General features: G+C 58.1%; 13 protein-coding genes and 1 pseudogene. All 14 read right to left on the bottom strand.

Features of this window, described 5'->3' with window-relative positions:
• Nucleotides 1-741: 741 nt before the first annotated feature.
• Nucleotides 742-1,092, bottom strand: coding sequence for a GNAT family N-acetyltransferase (locus RhoBH5_RS32705; protein ID WP_075832471.1), 351 nt, complete (start codon nt 1,090-1,092; stop codon nt 742-744).
• Nucleotides 1,093-1,458: 366 nt separating this feature from the next.
• A complete protein-coding gene (locus RhoBH5_RS19070) occupies nt 1,459-2,904 on the bottom strand; it encodes a polysaccharide biosynthesis tyrosine autokinase (RefSeq protein ID WP_270008675.1) in 1,446 nt (481 codons plus the stop codon).
• 639 nt (nt 2,905-3,543) lie between these two features.
• Nucleotides 3,544-4,869, bottom strand: a complete 1,326-nt coding sequence (locus RhoBH5_RS19065) for a UDP-glucose dehydrogenase family protein (RefSeq protein WP_007726621.1) — start codon at nt 4,867-4,869, stop codon at nt 3,544-3,546.
• Nucleotides 4,870-4,921: 52 nt separating this feature from the next.
• Nucleotides 4,922-5,890, bottom strand: a complete 969-nt coding sequence (locus RhoBH5_RS19060) for a GDP-L-fucose synthase family protein (protein WP_270008674.1) — start codon at nt 5,888-5,890, stop codon at nt 4,922-4,924.
• Nucleotides 5,887-6,918 carry a GDP-mannose 4,6-dehydratase gene (gene gmd / locus RhoBH5_RS19055; protein WP_003943737.1) on the bottom strand — a complete coding sequence of 344 codons (1,032 nt, stop codon included), beginning with the start codon at nt 6,916-6,918 and terminating at the stop codon, nt 5,887-5,889. The genes RhoBH5_RS19060 and gmd overlap by 4 nt, the downstream gene beginning before the upstream one ends.
• A gap of 46 nt (nt 6,919-6,964) precedes the next feature.
• Nucleotides 6,965-8,149, bottom strand: a complete 1,185-nt coding sequence (locus RhoBH5_RS19050) for a polysaccharide biosynthesis protein (RefSeq protein ID WP_228401970.1) — start codon at nt 8,147-8,149, stop codon at nt 6,965-6,967.
• A 164-nt stretch (nt 8,150-8,313) separates the two neighbouring features.
• Nucleotides 8,314-9,240: a glycosyltransferase family 2 protein gene (locus RhoBH5_RS19045; protein ID WP_270008673.1), complete on the bottom strand. Its 927-nt coding sequence runs from the start codon at nt 9,238-9,240 to the stop codon at nt 8,314-8,316.
• Nucleotides 9,230-9,562 carry a hypothetical protein gene (locus RhoBH5_RS19040; protein WP_228232624.1) on the bottom strand — a complete coding sequence of 111 codons (333 nt, stop codon included), beginning with the start codon at nt 9,560-9,562 and terminating at the stop codon, nt 9,230-9,232. The genes RhoBH5_RS19045 and RhoBH5_RS19040 overlap by 11 nt, the downstream gene beginning before the upstream one ends.
• Before the next feature lie 168 nt (nt 9,563-9,730).
• Nucleotides 9,731-10,021: pseudogene (locus RhoBH5_RS19035) on the bottom strand (glycosyltransferase); the annotation flags it as partial.
• Nucleotides 10,018-11,067, bottom strand: coding sequence for a glycosyltransferase (locus RhoBH5_RS19030; RefSeq protein WP_270008672.1), 1,050 nt, complete (start codon nt 11,065-11,067; stop codon nt 10,018-10,020). The gene RhoBH5_RS19030 and the pseudogene RhoBH5_RS19035, both read right to left, overlap by 4 nt.
• Complete coding sequence (locus RhoBH5_RS19025) at nt 11,064-12,386, bottom strand: O-antigen ligase family protein (protein ID WP_270008671.1); 1,323 nt, start codon at nt 12,384-12,386, stop codon at nt 11,064-11,066. The genes RhoBH5_RS19030 and RhoBH5_RS19025 overlap by 4 nt, the downstream gene beginning before the upstream one ends.
• 1 nt (nt 12,387) lies before the next feature.
• Nucleotides 12,388-13,539: a polysaccharide pyruvyl transferase family protein gene (locus RhoBH5_RS19020; RefSeq protein ID WP_231916139.1), complete on the bottom strand. Its 1,152-nt coding sequence runs from the start codon at nt 13,537-13,539 to the stop codon at nt 12,388-12,390.
• Nucleotides 13,511-14,608, bottom strand: a complete 1,098-nt coding sequence (locus RhoBH5_RS19015) for a glycosyltransferase (RefSeq protein ID WP_054187557.1) — start codon at nt 14,606-14,608, stop codon at nt 13,511-13,513. The genes RhoBH5_RS19020 and RhoBH5_RS19015 overlap by 29 nt, the downstream gene beginning before the upstream one ends.
• A 150-nt stretch (nt 14,609-14,758) precedes the next feature.
• Nucleotides 14,759-16,279 (bottom strand): sugar transferase, encoded by a 1,521-nt coding sequence (locus RhoBH5_RS19010; protein WP_270008670.1) that lies wholly within the window; start codon nt 16,277-16,279, stop codon nt 14,759-14,761.
• Nucleotides 16,280-16,837: the final 558 nt, after the last annotated feature.

The raw sequence follows: 16,837 nt of genomic DNA, 5'->3' as shown, positions 1-16,837 counted from the left end.
GCATTACGTGCGCCTTGCAGTTAACCCGGCGACTATTGTCAGGCCTCGGCCCAACTGTCGATTATTGCGGCATTGCCGCAGCTCACACCCCATGATTGAAGCAGAGTCCACTAACAACCCAAACACAGGACGATCGGCGATTTCTCCTCGCCCGCTGACGTCGCCGGCCTCGATATTGCCAGGACTCACATCTTGGCAACTCTTCGGCTGGCTGGTCAGTACCAGTGAGGAGTTTGCCACATTCCGGACAGCGTGGCAATAGCGCTTTCCGAAGTTCTTCCCGACGCCAGCATTGACGTCAGTTATTCACCCTCCGACAAGAAGGAGTGAACATTGCTCACCATTACCATTGCGTACCTATAGTTTTCATCGCCTAGCCCATTTGGGCTCCGCGTTTGGACGGAAACCAGCACGCGGTTGGTAAACACTCTGCAATCCATACTTTGATGCGCTCAGCGTCGACTCAGACCTGGACGATTGTTCGACACTTCGCCTCTGGGCGTCTTACCTACTCCTGGCCGGCATTGCGCGAACCTACGATCGGGCGACACCGAGAATTCAGACATGCAAAAGGAGGAGTGTGGACCGCCAGCGATCGCCGGTGATGTCCTGAAATAGTTGCAGCACAGCCCAATTAGGGACATGCGAGTTGCGCAGCCGCTCGGCTGCAAAGCGGGGCGACTGCTACCGATGGCTATGGCTATGGCCATGGCCATGGCAAACGTGTGTGGCCGTGTAGGGTCAACGGACGCTCGACACGCTCGTTCGCACCCAGTAGCGGAGCGTGTCTCTCGAACAACCGACATTGCGGGACAACTGATCAGCTGGGCGCACGCTCTCGAGTAAACCCCCGCACGCTTCGATTGCCTTACGCGAAACCGGGTTCCTTTCGTCGCAGGTAACCAGGACGCGACTGAGCCCCACCGGGTCGCCGACATACGCGAGCGCCTCACCCAGAGCAGTCGACGCTATCCCTTTCCGGCCCTCCGACCGACGGACCCGTGGCCGATATGACCACCGACATCGGCCAAGAACTCGTTCATGCTGAGTCGCAGCTGGCCGACAACCCCCGCACCCGCTGTCCAAATCCATCGAGGGATGCCAGATCGACATCTAGGCGTTGCGAAACTCTCGAGGCCGAATCGGGCTGGTCCGCCTGCGGTCCGCCACACTCGCTACGCGATTCCAACCAAGACGCCCAAGGCCTCGTCGGGCGCAACCAGATCGACAGTCATAGAGGCACCGGTCAAGCAGGGACAGCTCAGACCGCAGCGTCACATCCCGCATGCCCGTGCCTACCCGATTACTGCGACGGCCGATGAACCTGCATTCCGGCAGTGCGCGTCGCAGACTCAGAGGACCCGACTGGAGATCGCGTCCGATTCACCACACAGAGAAGGGCCCCCGAGCATTGCTCGAGGGCCCTGTGAGGCGTCGGGATTTTAGAGTACGACCAGGTCAGATGACTGTCGACGTGACCTTTCGTTCGCCGACTGGATTGCTGTCCACGGACCCTTCCACGGCCACGTCAGCGACAACCGGATCGGAATCGTAGTAGTACTTGTACTCGTAGACACCACGACCGTTCAGCGGGGTCATCGTGATGACAGTACCGAGAATCGTCGCGCCCACACTGTGGAGATTGCCGACCGCCCTGCTCAGCTGTTCCCTCTTCGTCGTGCCGTGACGAGCAATCACTAGCGCACCGTCCGCCAGCGCTGAAAGAACTGCAGCATCCGTAACCGGAAGCAACGGCGAGGCGTCGATGATGACGTAGTCGAACCTTCTGCGGAGATCGGTAAAGACCGCATGGGCAGTGTCAGTGCCCAGAAGTTCGCTCGGGTTCGGGGGAATCGGACCTGAGGCAAGAACCGTCAGGTCAGCATTGCTCGTGACTTGAAGTACGTCGTCGAGATCTGCTTGCCCGGCCAGGACCGAGCTCAGACCAACGCTTCCGATAAGTCCCAGATACTTCGAAACGCGAGGCTTACGGAGGTCACCTTCGACGAGACACACCTTCTTGCCTGCCTCGGCCAACACAAGTGCGATGTTCACCGCAGTCGTGGTCTTTCCCTCGGAGGGAAGAGAACTCGTAACGACGATGACACTCGGTGGGCGATCCACGGCCAGGAACTGCAGATTGGTTCGCAGCTCGCGGTACGCCTCGGCACTTGCGGAGTTGCCCTCGTGGAAGTTGATCGCTTGATGAACTTCGCGTTCCTTGTCGAACGGAATTGTTCCCACCATCGCCGCGCCGGCGACGTCTTCGACCACCTTGCGCTCTTTGACGGTGTTGTCCAGGCGATCACGCACCACAGCCAACCCGATCCCCAGCAGAAGCCCGATCGCGGCACCGAGCGCCACGTTCCGCGAAGTCTTCGGCGACACCGGTTCCGCGGGAGTTTGTGCTCGCTGTTCGACAACGACGCGCGCAGGTGCTGTGCCACCATTTGCGGGCGTACCCAGATCTTTGACCATCACGACAAACTCGTCCGAGAGCGCATTTGCGATTTCACGTGCCAGTTCAGGCGACGCATCTTGCACGCTCAAATCGAGCAGTACTGTATCCGGCGCCGATGTGGCGGTCACCTTGGACGAAATCTCCGCAGCGGAAAGCCCGCCGAGTCGATCGGGCCCGACTGAATCGATCGTTCTCTGTGCCAGTGTCTCGCCGGTAAGGAGCTTGGCGTAGGAAGTGACCAACTGCTGTGAGAGCTGGTTACCTTGGTAAGCCTCGTTCACGGTTGTTCCGGTAGAAGTCGACACGAACAGGCGCGTGGAAGCCTGGTAGATCGGCGTGGCAATCAACGAGGCGCCCAATGCGCCCAAGATCACGACCACAGTGACGACAGCGACTATCTTCCACCGTGCCTGCAAAATCTTCAGGTAGTCCCGTACATCCATCGTCGAATCTCCTTCGGCTCGAACACGTATCACGTCTTCGAGTAGTAATCGACAGCCGCTGTCGAGCCGCTGCACTCAATGCAGGCTGAACGAGGCAGCCAATCTTCTATCGCGTGTCCCTGCGTCACAGCGCGAGGTATTTGCCGAAACAGCCAGGGGGGAGAGGCCTTCACGGCATCTCACACATCTCACTTCCTGGCCGATGCATGATCGGGAAGTGGCGAACACGCGACACTGACAAACCCGCGACACTGACATCGGGCCCACTCACACATCGCGCAGAGCAGACACAACGTGCAGCCAGGCTGAACTCTACTGCGTCATTGGTCTTTTCACCACCGCAACGGAGCCTCGAAACTTCCTAGACATCGTCAGTCGACCGCGCCGACCATGAAAGGGTCACATACCACAGCGGGCCGTAGGACCAACGTCCGTCGACGACCAACTACGCAACTTGCCGCCGGAAGTTGATGCATACCAACCGAACAAGGCAACATGCCCCTCACCCTGTGATGCACGAGCGGCTATCCCAGCATCTCCCCCGGCCACAGCTCGCTCGCTGACGGACTTTGGTCCCGGGCACACGGCCACTTCCCCTCGATGCCTACAACACCCACCCTCCGTGAAGGTTTCACCGGTTTACGGCCTTCCGAGACCTCGGTAGGTCCACCCTGCGTCGCGCCAGGTGGTCGGTTCCAGACAGTTACGTCCGTCGATGATGACCTTCTTGCGGACGACAGGTTCGAGGTCCGACGGCAACAACTTTCGAAACTCGGCCCACTCGGTCAGAACCAAGACGACATCAGCGCCTGCACACGCTTCAAGTGCGCTCGAAGTGTAAGTGAGGGTGGGGAACAACGCCTTCGAGTTTCCCATCGCCTTCGGGTCATAGACATTGACGGCAGCGCCTTGCAGCTGAATCTGCCCGGCAACGTTCAGCGCAGGTGAGTCGCGCACGTCGTCGGAGTCAGGCTTGAAGGCTGCACCGAGAACCGCCACATTGGCTCCGAGTAGAGAACCACACGCTTCTCGAGCCAGTTCGACCATCCGAGTACGACGACGCATGTTGATATTGTCGACTTCGCGTAGGAATGTGAGTGCTTGATCTGCTCCCAGCTCACCAGCACGTGCCATGAAAGCACGGATGTCCTTCGGTAAGCAGCCCCCACCGAAACCGATTCCGGCGTTGAGGAATCGCCTACCAATTCTCTCGTCATGGCCGATGGCATCGGCAAGAACGGTCACATCCGCACCTGAAGCCTCGCACACCTCCGAGATCGCATTGATGAACGAGATCTTCGTTGCCAGAAATGCATTGGCTGATGCTTTGACCAACTCCGAAGTCGCAAGGTCGGTCACAACAAAGGGAATACCTTCGTTCAAGAGTTGCTCGTACACTTCACGCGCAATCGATTCCGCACGTCCGGGTCGATTGCGGTCGACCCCGAGCACAAGCCGGTCCGGGTGAAGCGTGTCTTTCACCGCGTAGCCTTCCCGGAGAAATTCCGGGTTCCACGCCACCTCCACGTCTTGTCCGGCAGGCGCCAGTTCCCGTGCCCGCGCACCCAATCGCTCTGCTGTACCGACTGGCACAGTTGATTTCCCGAAGATTACGGTCGGCCTGGTCAAGAGGGGTGCGAGTGTCTCGATCACCGAATCGACAAAACGCATGTCGGCCGCGAACTCCCCCTTCTTCTGCGGCGTACCGACGCCGAGGAAGTGGATGTCGGCGAACTCTGCGGCCTCCTCGTAGGAAGCCGTGAATCGAAGACGTCCCGCGGCTATGTTGCGGCGCAGTACTTCCTCGAGTCCCGGTTCGTAGAAAGGAACCTCCCCAGCTTCGAGCATAGCGAGCTTGTTCGGATCAACATCCACCCCGAGAACCTCGTGACCCAACTCGGCCATGCAAGCTGCGTGTGTCGCCCCGAGGTAGCCTGTGCCGAATACCGCAATACGAGAAGTCATAACGATGTCTGCCTGTCGAAGTCGAGTTTACGTCGAATAATGCTGTAGTACTTCATGTCCTGATCGAATCGACGTTCTGTCGATACCACTCCACGGTCGATGCGATCCCCGCACGAAGATCAATCCTGGGCTGCCACCCCAAATCTCGAAGCTTCCCGATGTCAAGCAACTTCCGCGGCGTCCCGTCAGGTTTCGAATGATCCCATTCGATCTCGCCGTCGAACCCGATCTCGTCCGCCACGATCGCAGAGATCTCCGCGATGCTCTGGTCCTCGCCTGTACCAACATTGACGTGTTCTGCTCCGTCATAGTGGTCGAGCAAATGAAGGCAGGCATCCGCCATGTCGTCGACGTGGAGAAACTCGCGCCTCGGCGTCCCGCTGCCCCAGTTCACGACTGAAGCAGCTCCATCACGGCGCGCGTCGTCGAAGCGTCTGATGAGGGCTGGCAGCACATGAGAGCCCTTGGCAGAGAAGTTGTCACCCGGGCCGTAGAGATTGGCCGGCATCGCGGAGATCCACGGACGCCCGAACTGCTTTCGAACAGCCTGTACCTGCAGGATTCCCGCGATCTTGGCGATGGCATATGCATCGTTCGTCGGTTCCAAATGACCGGTCAGCAAATATTCTTCGCGAATCGGTTGAGGAGCGAATTTCGGGTAGATGCAGGATGATCCGAGGAACAGCAGGCGATCTACGTCGAACTCGGCCGCCGCGTCCATCACGTTCACCTGGATGCGAAGGTTGTCGGAGATGAAGTCCACCGGCAGTGTGCTGTTCGCCAGTATCCCGCCCACCTTGGCTGCCGCGAGGACCACGTTCTTCGGCCTCTCGGCGGCGAAGAACTCGAACACGGCACCGCGGTCGCGAAGATCGAGTTCGGCGGACGTGCGACCGACAATGCGATTGAAACCGTCGGCCTCCAAACGACGCCAGATCGCTGAACCCACGAGTCCACGATGGCCCGCGACGTACACCGCATCGTTCCGATCGAGGGACTTCTGCGCGTACTCCCCCGTCATCGGGCATGCTCCCAATCCACCAGGTTCGGGCGGTCGATCCAGGGCTTGCCCTCACACTTCAGAGCCTCTATGTCCGCATCGACCATGATTCGAGCCAGCTCGGGGGTATGTACAGTCGCCTTCCAGCCGAGCTTCTGCTCCGCCTTACCTGCATCTCCGATCAACGCGTCTACTTCCGTCGGCCGCAGATAGCGCTCGTCGAAGCGCACATGATCTTCCCAGTTCAGACCCGCGTGCTCGAAGGCCACCGTCAGGAAATCCTTGACCGAGTAGTTACCGCCTGTCGCGAGCACGTAATCGTCCGGCTCGTCGGCCTGAAGCATCCTCCACATTCCCTCCACGTACTCCGGCGCGTAGCCCCAGTCGCGGATTGCATCGAGATTACCCATGTACAAATCGTTTTCCAGGCCGGCCTTGATCCGCGCCACCGCTCGCGTGATCTTGCGAGTTACGAATGTTTCGCCTCGCCGCGGAGATTCGTGGTTGAACAGAATTCCGTTCACGGCAAAGATCCCGTACGCCTCGCGGTAGTTCTTGGTGATCCAGTACGAGTACACCTTCGCCGCACCGTACGGCGATCGCGGATAGAAGGGAGTCTGCTCGTCCTGCGGAGGCGGTGTCGCACCGAACATCTCGGAGCTGGACGCCTGGTAGAACCTGCATTCGAGACCAGCCATCCGGACTGCTTCGAGCAGCCTGATCGACCCGATTCCCGTCGTGTCACCGGTATGTTCGGGCTCGTCGAAACTTACCCGTACATGGGACTGCGCTGCGAGGTTGTAGACCTCGTCCGGGCGTATCTGTGCGAGAAGAGTGACCAAACGCGCCCCGTCGCTGAGATCTCCGTAATGAAGGAACAGTTTTGCATCCGGCGTGTGGGGATCCACATACATGTGATCGATTCGAGCTGTATTGAACGTGGACGATCTACGAATAAGTCCGTGGACCTCGTATCCCTTGCCCAGCAACAACTCCGCGAGATAGGAGCCGTCTTGACCGGTGATGCCTGTGATCAGTGCCTTCTTCATTTCTCTCCTTCATGTATGTGCGACTTCACGATTTTCGGGCAGCTATTCACACGGTCACGCCTGCCTCCACCGCCTTCTCCATGCTTGAAATTCGCCGAACCGAAATATAGATACACGGAATAACCTGGAGTACAACCATTCCTGCGGATAGTCCCAAGTAGAGTGCGGCGGCTCCGAGTTCAGGAATCAGGGATATTGCCAATACCATTCCGACGAGGCCGCTCAGCCAGACACAGAGGACTTGCAACCATAGTCCTCGCGGGTCCATGAGGAACATCGCCGCCGGCTGATGCACCGAAACAACAAGGATGTAAACACTTCCGGCCAAAACGGTTGCCAGCGGGACGACAAGACTTCCACCCGAGACAAACCGAATTCCCGGATAGCTGATGACGACCAGAGCAAGCGCAAATACGGCGCCCACAGTGCCGAGAAGTACTATATGCTGGGCGAATTCACGCACCCGAAGTGTCCCGATTCGGTATCGCTCGCGATATCTTGACCACAAGTTCTGGCCCATCACTCCCAAGATAGCCAGCAGGGGTCCAGCGAATTGCGCCACCACCGAATATTGTGCGACGTCTTCGACCGTTCCAAAAGTGGAGATCAGCAACCTATGGCTCTGGAACCCGACAACCATGCCGATCGATATGAGAAAAAACGGAACCGCCGTTTCAGCTATGCGAACTCGCACCGGGCTTGTAAGACGCCAGCCGATCAACGAACCCTCATCGCCGGAAATCGATCGAAGCGCGAGAGCAAGGGTAAGAAATCCGACGGCGAGGTAGCCTGCGCACGGTGCCAGAACAAACAGGTAGGCCGGCGCCTGAGTAGTCCAACAAACCCCTATCACGATCAGTTGAATGATCGGACCGATCAACGCTGCGGTAACGACAACGCGCATCTTTCCGCAACCCTGCAGGATGCGTGACCCCAAACCCAATGGAATACCAACTGCCGCAGATACAATCACTACTGTGGCCAGCGCCGACGCATGATCCATCTCACCGACTGCGCCTAGAACTGGCACCCACAGCCCCATCTGATAGAACAGGAACGCGAGGCTTGCGACAGCGAGGGATACCAGAACGGTGACCAGACTCGCCCGCCGAAAATGGGATTGGAACGACATCCGATCGAGTGCACCACTTCGGTAATCTGCTGTCGCGTTCACCATGGTCGCGCCGATACCGAAGTCCGCGAAGGGAAGTAGATTCAACATGGACGCCATCAGCGCATAGAAGGCGTAGTACTCGACGCCGTAGTCCCGAGACAGAATTGCTATTACGGCGAAGTTCGCGCAAGCGCCGGCCAGCAGACCTACCAGTCGAAAGAACCCGGTCCCGCCCAGGTCGATCGACTTCGCCGACCTCACGTACGAGCTGACCACTGTGTTCACCCTCGTGTCTCCGAGGTTCCAGCGCCAGACACGATTGTGGACTGCTTCAGACCGCTGTCGCCGATCCGAGCGAGTACCTTGTAGCACGCGGCAACTGCTACCTTCACGCAACCCCGCCAGTACAAACCTTGCGCGAACGACGCTCGTCCCATGCGTGCGTTCGCAGCTGCGGCAACCGCCGATGCGCTCATCAGCCGAACTGGGATCCCCAGATGTCGCGCGTAGTGCCCCCTGATCGATTCCTTGCACAACAGCGATTTCTCAGGAGAACCAATGGATTTGCCTGCGTACATCGAATACACGAGGGAAACGGTGTTGTGTTGAACGACTCGGCCGACGACGGATAGACGAATGAACATTTCGTAGTCGTCGGCGTAACGCTCGACGATCTCCGGTACGTCCAGCGCAATCGCTGCTTCGTAATCGGCACGCCGAACCAGCGCCGCTCCCGGTGGAAACGGACCATACCCTTGTGTCAACAGGGTTCGAGTATTGATCTCGGAGTACGACTGATTGTTCAACCGACTACGCCCATGTGGGAGACTCGCCATCACACGTCCAGCGACGACTGCGCAGTCCGCCTGCGCAGAGAGAATACCCAAGGACTCGTGAATGCCGGGTGCGACCAGAAGATCATCCGCGTCCAGGAACACGATGTACGGTGCCGTGACGAGCGTGGCCCCCCGTCGTCTCGCGAGGTATGCACCCGCATTTGGCTGCGTCAGGACACGTATATCGTGGGCGCGACATAACGCGGCGGTACTGTCTGTGGATCCGTCGTCCACCACGATGACTTCCGAAGCGCCCGCATTGTGCGCGCTCTCGATTGACGCCAAAAGTGTGGCTTCCGCGTTGAAAGCTGGTATGACAACTGCGAATTCCGCACTTGATTGCGTTGTGGGTTCCAAATAGTCATCGGACACGAGGAGTCACCCCTGCTAGAACTCGTCTTTGAACACGGTCGGTTTTTGCGAGAAGCGCAACCCCCAAGGACACCGCATAATCGAGCCACTGCGCCCTGAAGACTGTAATTCCGGTCAGGGCGCGTGATCGCCGCATGTCCCGGTAATGATCCATCATGCCCCGCACCGAACCAGCGCCGGCCGAATCAAAGTCACAGAAGAACTCGGTCCACACGCGCGGTTGCGATCGGACCGCCATCTTCAACAGATACAGTTGGTCGGCACTGAGTCCGAATTCGGTATCGTAACCGCCGATCTCAACATGCAGCGACTTCTCGATCACACATGCTTGATGGGGAATGATGTTTCCACCTAGCGCGAATCGGGACAGACTGAACGGGATACGGCCACCGATTCCGATGGAACTTCCGGAGTCGTGGATGTTGCTCAGCCCGTAACCCCACCGCCAAGAGACGCCCCCTCCTTGATGATCTCGAGAGACTCTCTCCAGAACGTCACATGAATGGAACACGTCGGACGAGTGCATGAACCACAGCAACTCGCCACTCGCCAGTTCCGCACCGATGTTCATTGCGTCATAGCGACCGCTGTCGAGGCCTGTGTTCCACACTAACGAATCACCCAACGAATCAAGGTATTCGACAGTTCCATCCGTCGAACCACCATCGATCACGATGTGTTCGACTCCCTGTGCACTCTGAGCCCGGACGCTCTCGATCGTGCGGACCAGCCCCGAAAGATCATTCCTGGTGATGGTAATGACGGTGACCGATGAAGTCATCGAGAAGCCCCTATCGCGAATGCATAGGCGTCGATGAGTGCTGTACGCGAACTCATGACGTCCACTGTTCGGTTGAAATATTGTGTCTTGGCTTGAACAGTCGTTCGGTAGTCCAGGCAGTCGAAGTAATGTGTGACGGCCATTGACAGAGACTCCGCAGTATTGCCAGCGACTGGATAGCCAAGCGAGACCATACTTTTGATGTCACGACTGATCACCGAGACACCGACCGCGGCGGCTTCCGCAGCGGAAATCGGAGCGCCCTCCCAGGCCGCGGTATGGAGATACAGCGAACTGGCGCGCACTTCATCCAGCACCTGTTCAGCTGGAATCCAGCCCGTCACCCGAACCCCGGATTCCACGAGACTTTCTTTCAACCCGGCTTCGCCGTCTCCTACCCACACGAACTCGAACCTGCTCGACAACCTTGCTGCAATATCGGCGAACAGTTGGGGATCCTTTTGGGGAAATATCCTTCCCACCATCACTACTCGGCTTCTTTCAGCCGATGCTTCCGCTGTCCGAGGGCTGCTTGCGCGCAAATATGCGCCGTGATCGGTCGGGGATACATTGCCGACCACGATGGAGGTGGAGGAGTTCGACAACTCCGTAGTCAACTCGGCTTCTCGTCCACTCACGGCAACAACGCACTGACGCCGAATCGAGAGTAGCCCACGCTCAACGGACTTGTAGAGTACCCGCGCCAGGGGACTGACGTCGGTGCGCTCGAATGCGTAACAGTTTGGGGTGTATACGATTCCAGCTCGGTGCCCCGGGATGATCCGGGCGAGACCGGCAAGACTGGAATGCAGGTGGAGAACATCGAAATCTCCCCGGCGCACCATACGAATCGCGGACAGCAAAAGTGCGGCCAAACTTCCAGGTACCAATGTCACGCTGAGTTCGGAGGGGAAATTGTATGTGCTCTGCCCGGCCCGTTCGCGAGCAATCACGCAGTGATGCATTTCTGGCGTCAACGCCTGATAGTTCAAGATCGCGGTGCTTACACCTCCTCCGAGCGCTTCCGTGACATGCAGAACTTTCATCGCGCACCATCCCTCGTCAGGCCGGCATCAACATGTGAGCTTCGAATATCGTCCATCGCAAGGTCTTCCGTCTCCGAAGTATCAACTGATCTTTTCCGCATACCCGAGGAGCACAAGAGAAGAATGAGAGGGCACAGGAAGGGAAGCAGACCGGTTCGATACGGTTGGATGGGCGCCTCCAGAAATCCCACAGCGACCGTAGTTACGATCAGCGCCCATGCCAAGTATCGATTTTCCACGTCAGTGGTCAGCAACGCCCAGGCCGCAGCGACGACAAGCACGGCAATTCCGAGAAACCCGACGGCAACGCCGAGTTCTAACCAAATGTTGTGCGCGGCATAGTTGGAGGAGAAGCGATACGCGTTATGCTCCGTCCAATAGTTCGCGCCGTGACCAACATTCGGACTCTCCGAAATCAGCTCCTTCGCCCTCATCCACAAAGCACCGCGATAGGTGTAATCGCGGAGCCCGTAAACTCGGAACACTGGCACAAAAGAAATCACCAACGCAACCATCGCAGCTGCCAGAGCCACAACCCGCGACATGCGGTTTCCGATACCGAGGACTACGAGGTAGCCGAGAACCAGACCGATCATCGCTGTTCGACTGCCAGAAATTTCGATCACGATGAGGCTCGCCAGTCCAACCGCCGCAACTGTGATCCAGTGTTGCCGATACACGGCAACGACGCTCAGCAGTGCGACACACAGCCCCAGGAAGTTGCCATTGCCTGTGATCGATGACGTGAGCACTTGGCCCGCCACAGTGCACTTGTCCAACCGACAGGTCTCGACCACAGCCTCAGGCCAGACGACGAAAACCACAGCCATGCTCAGACAAAGCGCAAGCAGACCCTGGTAACAAAGACGGGGCCAGTTCAGTACGTCAACCGAGAGCGCGCGGCACCACAGGAGCGTAGGCACAATCATGAATATCGCTCCGACGACACCGATGTCCACGACCCCGAAGATGAGGATCGGCATGATCGCCACCGCCATGACCAGTATCGCGGGGATATAGGGGAATGAATCTCGGGACCCGAGAGAGGCGATGAAAATCGCGATTCCGATGACAATCGAAGGCACGTAGGAGATCACGAAGACCGCGGAGCCAGAAACTGGAAGGTATAGGGCAAGGACGCTACCTAACACCGCCTTGAAAAGGACCGGCCATATCACCGATACCCAAAACCAGATCCCGATCAGCCCGCTTCTGGTACCTGTTGAGGTTTGACGGCGGGTTGGCAACACCGTCACCCCACGTACACGTGCGATCAGCAAGAGAAAAACACTGGCAAACAACAGGAACGAGAGGTTCATGTCATTGGCCAGCCGTCGGCAGGTGGCATGGCACAGCCAGGGAGCCGAGTAGGCGTTCCCTCTGGGACGCGACGGCCTCGATGCGTGAATCGATCAGGCGCCAGTAAGTGGCTGGATCGTCTCGTATCGATTCCACCGCGTCGAGAACGCGAGTTGCCGAAGTCCGTCGGGCATCGAGAACGTACTGTTCCAACCCCAGATCATGAAATGCTCCCCATGATTTTCGTTCGTAGCCCAGGTGCACACTCGGCTTTCCGGCGAGCAATGCAGACAACGATCCATGCAGGCGTGTACTGACAACGACGCGATTCTCCGCGCTCTCCAGATAGTGCTGCAATGGCTTTGGGGTTCCCGAGGAGTATTTGACGGTGAGTGGAGTGTCATTGTTTCCGCCACCGGTGGACTGAATCGCCCATACAACATGATCTGACCGAGCCAAGTCGGACAGAGTGTTCTCGTAGGATCCAGGGCGGGACAGCTCACGTGCCACGACTACCGGGCCATGCGTGATCTCGATAGTACGAGGTGTACGGACCTCCGCCATCTTGAGAACCGCCAGATCCGAGATTCGTTCGACATTGGTCAGGTCGGCGAACAATTCCCGTGATCGATCGTCACGAACGAGCACCTGATCCATCGCCTTCAGTGAACTCGCGATACGCCGACGGAGAATGTTCGGGAACGGACCGATACTCTGCGGCAGATAGATCTTGCGCGCACGACTTCGTGCGGCAAGATCGAGTTGACCGAAATGCGCCCCCGCAGTTTTCAGGGCCTCGGAAACGGACGAACCCCGAAGGTATCCGCCCCCGACAGCGACTATCAAATCCGCTTGCTCGAACAGTATCCTGACAGGTGCCGGCCCGCCGGTGACGGTACTGGCCAGCATGGAAACACGTACGGATGCCTTCTTTTTCGGGTTCGGAATCCATGCCGACGTCCACTGATGAAACTTGACATGATTCGCGATCGGATGGTGGCGGAACGATTCGGCATCAGTGGCAATCACGTCGACGACAGAATCCGGCCACACCGATCTCAGCAATTCGAGTGTTTCCTCCACCAGCAACCGGTCGCCGGAGTTTTGAGCACTGTATGCGTGAATGACCAGGATGCGCGGGTGGTCACGATTGTATTCGGGCAACGATCTCACTCCTGGTCGTCATGGTTCGGGACGCCTGCAAACCCATTGAATAGGCGAAATCTCGGTACTCGTCACTCGATACGACGCCGAGGGCGGACCGAAGGCTGGCCGCGCCGGTAAATGTGAGCACCGGCCCGGAGGTTCGCAGATCCTCGAATGCAGGTAGATGGGCAGCAACAACCGGCCGGCCGCGCGCCCACGCCTCCCATACGAACACAGGGTTGAGTTCGTTTCGGCTGGGCATAAATGCCGCGTCTGACCAATCCAGATAGGGCACAACGTCATCGACGCGTCCTACTAGTTCCACCGTATGCGAAGAAGGCTTCGTATTGCCGAACCGCCGTTTCAGGTCTTCTTCTTCCGGTCCTGATCCCAAGATCTTTATTTCACACGGAATCTCGATATCTGACAGCAGTTCGGGAATACGATCGAAGCCCTTCTGCTTGGATAGACGGCCACAGGCCAGGAGCCGTAGAGGTGCCCCCGAAGATTCACGACGAATGGTTTCTCTCGAGTCAACTCGGATCAAGTTCGGCTCGTAAACAAGCCGAGCGTGCGGTCCGTAACGTCGTTGACGAATCTGACTCACGGCTGATTCCGAAGGTGCGGTGATCAGCTTTGCGTGCCGAAGTGCTTTACGAACGAGCATGTTCTCGACCAGGGAGAAAACGCCAGTTTCATCCGCACTCGGCAACTGATGGAAGGTCGCAATCAGCTCACTCGGAAGACGTTTGAGCAAACTCGAAACGCCTAGTGCGACATGGCTACCCCTCATCAGTGAATAGACCACATCCGAATGCTGTAGATGTGTTGCTATGGCACGACTGGCTCCGACCAGTCCGCCAGGACTCCTTGGATAGTCGAGCATGACGAACTCGTCTGCGAGGTCCGCAACCTCGTTGAAGTCGCGGCAGCCTGCAAACAAAGTGACCACGGTCGTATGTGTGTCGGTAAGCCCGCGCAATAGCCCGCACAATGATTTCTGTGCACCCCCACCTTCCAACCAGGGCGCCACAACAAGCAACGACTTCAACTTTGGCGGTTCCGACACAAACTTCTCCTGGTCAATTTGCTCCATCACTTCCCAACATCGCCTTGAGCGCCTTCGCGACGATCGTGTTCTCGCTCGCCATCGACCAGTTGTCGACGTACGAAAGATCAAGGGGAGCTATGCCTTTCCACCGAGAACGTCACGAACTGAAGTCGGTCCCGAATCCGCATTCACGTCTCAGTACGCACCGTCACTGGCCAACACCGCTTTCAACGTTTTGCCGACGATCAATACATCACCCATCAGCGACCAGTTGTCGACGTACGAAAGGTCCAGTCGTACAGTCTCTTCCCAAGAAAGGTCCGATCGTCCACTGACCTGCCACAATCCTGTGATCCCCGGCTTGACAAGAAGTCGGCGACTGACAGTTCCGTCGTAGGCCTCGACCTCGCGGCGAAGCGGAGGCCTGGGGCCGACCACGCTCATCTCGCGCCGAAGAACATTGACGAACTGTGGCAGCTCGTCAATCGAGTAACGGCGCAAGAAGCGCCCGACCGGTGTAACGCGCGGGTCGTCGCGCATCTTGAAGAGCACACCGGCGCCGTCGTTCTGGGCCATCAACGACTCCACCTGTGAGTCTGCGTTCTGGACCATCGAACGGAACTTCAGCATCGGGAATGGTTTGCCGTCCAGTCCCATTCGCTCCGCTCGATACAACACCGGGCCCGGGCTCGAGAGCTTGACCGCCAGAGCCGCGGCCAGGAGAACAGGTGCAATTGCTGCCAGTAACAATGACGCGAAAATTACGTCGAACGACGATTTCGCAAAGCGTTGCGCACCATGATATTTCGGTCGCTCGACGCGTATCAAAGGCTGACCGGCCACCGGCCGCATCGACAGGCGCGGCCCCGACACGTCGACGATACTTGGCGCAACGACCAGATCTACGTCCCGCGATTCCAGATCCCAGGCAAGTGCACGGATGCCATCCGAGCCGAGATGTTTGGTTGCCGTCACGGCAACGGTGTCTGCGCCGACAAGTTCCAGCGCTTCGACTACCGATGTCTCACCACCGAGGAGCGGTATGTCACGCCCGTCGACTGCGATGGACTCGTCCGCGCGCCGAAGGAACCCCGGCACACACACTCCCACCACGCGGAAACCGTCTGCGCTACCCCGCTCGAAGTTTCGTGCAAGTTCAGCGCCGGCATCCTTGCTGCCCACCACCAGTACCGATGTGAGGCACTCCCCGCGAGTACGCCTTCGCACGATCACCCCACGCCAGAGCCAACGGCTCACCAGTAGCGCGAGAAGGCCGACAGGGAACGCGAATGCGAGGTAGAGCCGGGCGATATCGAGACGAAGCAGAAGGCTTACTATCGCAATGACGCCGAACAATCTCATCGCGGACACCAGGATTCGCCGATACTCCTCAGGACCGCTTCCGATCACACTCGCAGATCTGGTCCTGAATATCTGCAACGTCGCCAGCCACGCGATCACCACGCCGATCGACAAACCGGTGTAGCTGAACTGCCCGAGCTCACGAGCGTCGACGGCGGTCGGCGCGGCGCCGAATCGAAGCCACTGCGCAGCCGAAACCGCCGCTACGACAATCAGCGAATCCGTCACTGCCAGAGCACGTATGTATCGATGCTGCCACGCAGCACGCGAGGAAAACTCCGCACGGGAGTCCGGCACGATGCGCGGACGCCGATACCCGAGCGACGGCGCCATGGACATGTCCAATGCCGACATCTGACCAACCTTCCCGTTTGCGAGCCGCCAGGCCCCGACCGTTCTTCGGAATTTCCCGTTTGCACCCGAACGCTTCAGGCACAGCTAAAGATGGAGAAGAGCAAATGTTCCGCTTAGGTATCGGCAACATTGCAACTCGATAATCCGGAGGCATTGCACGTGCCGCGTGAGTACTATGAGAACATCTCCAAGGCCGGAGTTCAATTCGAATAATGTTGCAGGTCAAGACTCTAACCGGCAATTTTTCTTCCCAGCACACACCCAAAGGATGTTGGACGATCGTTCACGTTCAATCGCCGCAATGTCACGGTGCCATTTACGCTGTAGTTACCATTTAGTAGCTATAGTTCAGCTATTGAGTAAATCCGCGGAAACGTCGAGGGCTTAGGTCCCGACGACTGCAATAGCTCACAAAGCAGACATTGCCTCTCACTGCTGACCACAGTTCTTTCGCATGGGTAACTGGACCCGAATCCACGCAACCGAGAACCGTCCCTGCACGCCGGGGACCTATGTCCCCGTAGGTCGAATCCGCCGGACCTGATTGAACTTTCTGCA

Source organism: Rhodococcus sp. BH5 (assembly GCF_027583855.1).
Classification (GTDB): Bacteria; Actinomycetota; Actinomycetes; order Mycobacteriales; family Mycobacteriaceae; genus Rhodococcus_F; species Rhodococcus_F qingshengii.
Note: the sequence above shows the minus strand (reverse complement) of the source record. Positions and strands in the feature narration are given on the sequence as shown.

What these genes read in the sequence shown, in the direction of transcription:
- RhoBH5_RS19070 (WP_270008675.1), bottom strand. Translation starts at nt 2,904, where the DNA reads ATGGATGTACGGGACTACCTGAAGATTTTGCAGGCACGGTGGAAGATA.
- RhoBH5_RS19025 (WP_270008671.1), bottom strand. Translation starts at nt 12,386, where the DNA reads ATGAACCTCTCGTTCCTGTTGTTTGCCAGTGTTTTTCTCTTGCTGATC.
- RhoBH5_RS19015 (WP_054187557.1), bottom strand. Translation starts at nt 14,608, where the DNA reads ATGGAGCAAATTGACCAGGAGAAGTTTGTGTCGGAACCGCCAAAGTTG.
- RhoBH5_RS19065 (WP_007726621.1), bottom strand. Translation starts at nt 4,869, where the DNA reads ATGACTTCTCGTATTGCGGTATTCGGCACAGGCTACCTCGGGGCGACA.
- RhoBH5_RS19060 (WP_270008674.1), bottom strand. Translation starts at nt 5,890, where the DNA reads ATGACGGGGGAGTACGCGCAGAAGTCCCTCGATCGGAACGATGCGGTG.
- RhoBH5_RS19030 (WP_270008672.1), bottom strand. Translation starts at nt 11,067, where the DNA reads ATGAAAGTTCTGCATGTCACGGAAGCGCTCGGAGGAGGTGTAAGCACC.
- gmd (WP_003943737.1), bottom strand. Translation starts at nt 6,918, where the DNA reads ATGAAGAAGGCACTGATCACAGGCATCACCGGTCAAGACGGCTCCTAT.
- RhoBH5_RS19010 (WP_270008670.1), bottom strand. Translation starts at nt 16,279, where the DNA reads ATGTCGGCATTGGACATGTCCATGGCGCCGTCGCTCGGGTATCGGCGT.
- RhoBH5_RS19050 (WP_228401970.1), bottom strand. Translation starts at nt 8,149, where the DNA reads ATGGCGTCCATGTTGAATCTACTTCCCTTCGCGGACTTCGGTATCGGC.
- RhoBH5_RS32705 (WP_075832471.1), bottom strand. Translation starts at nt 1,092, where the DNA reads ATGGATTTGGACAGCGGGTGCGGGGGTTGTCGGCCAGCTGCGACTCAG.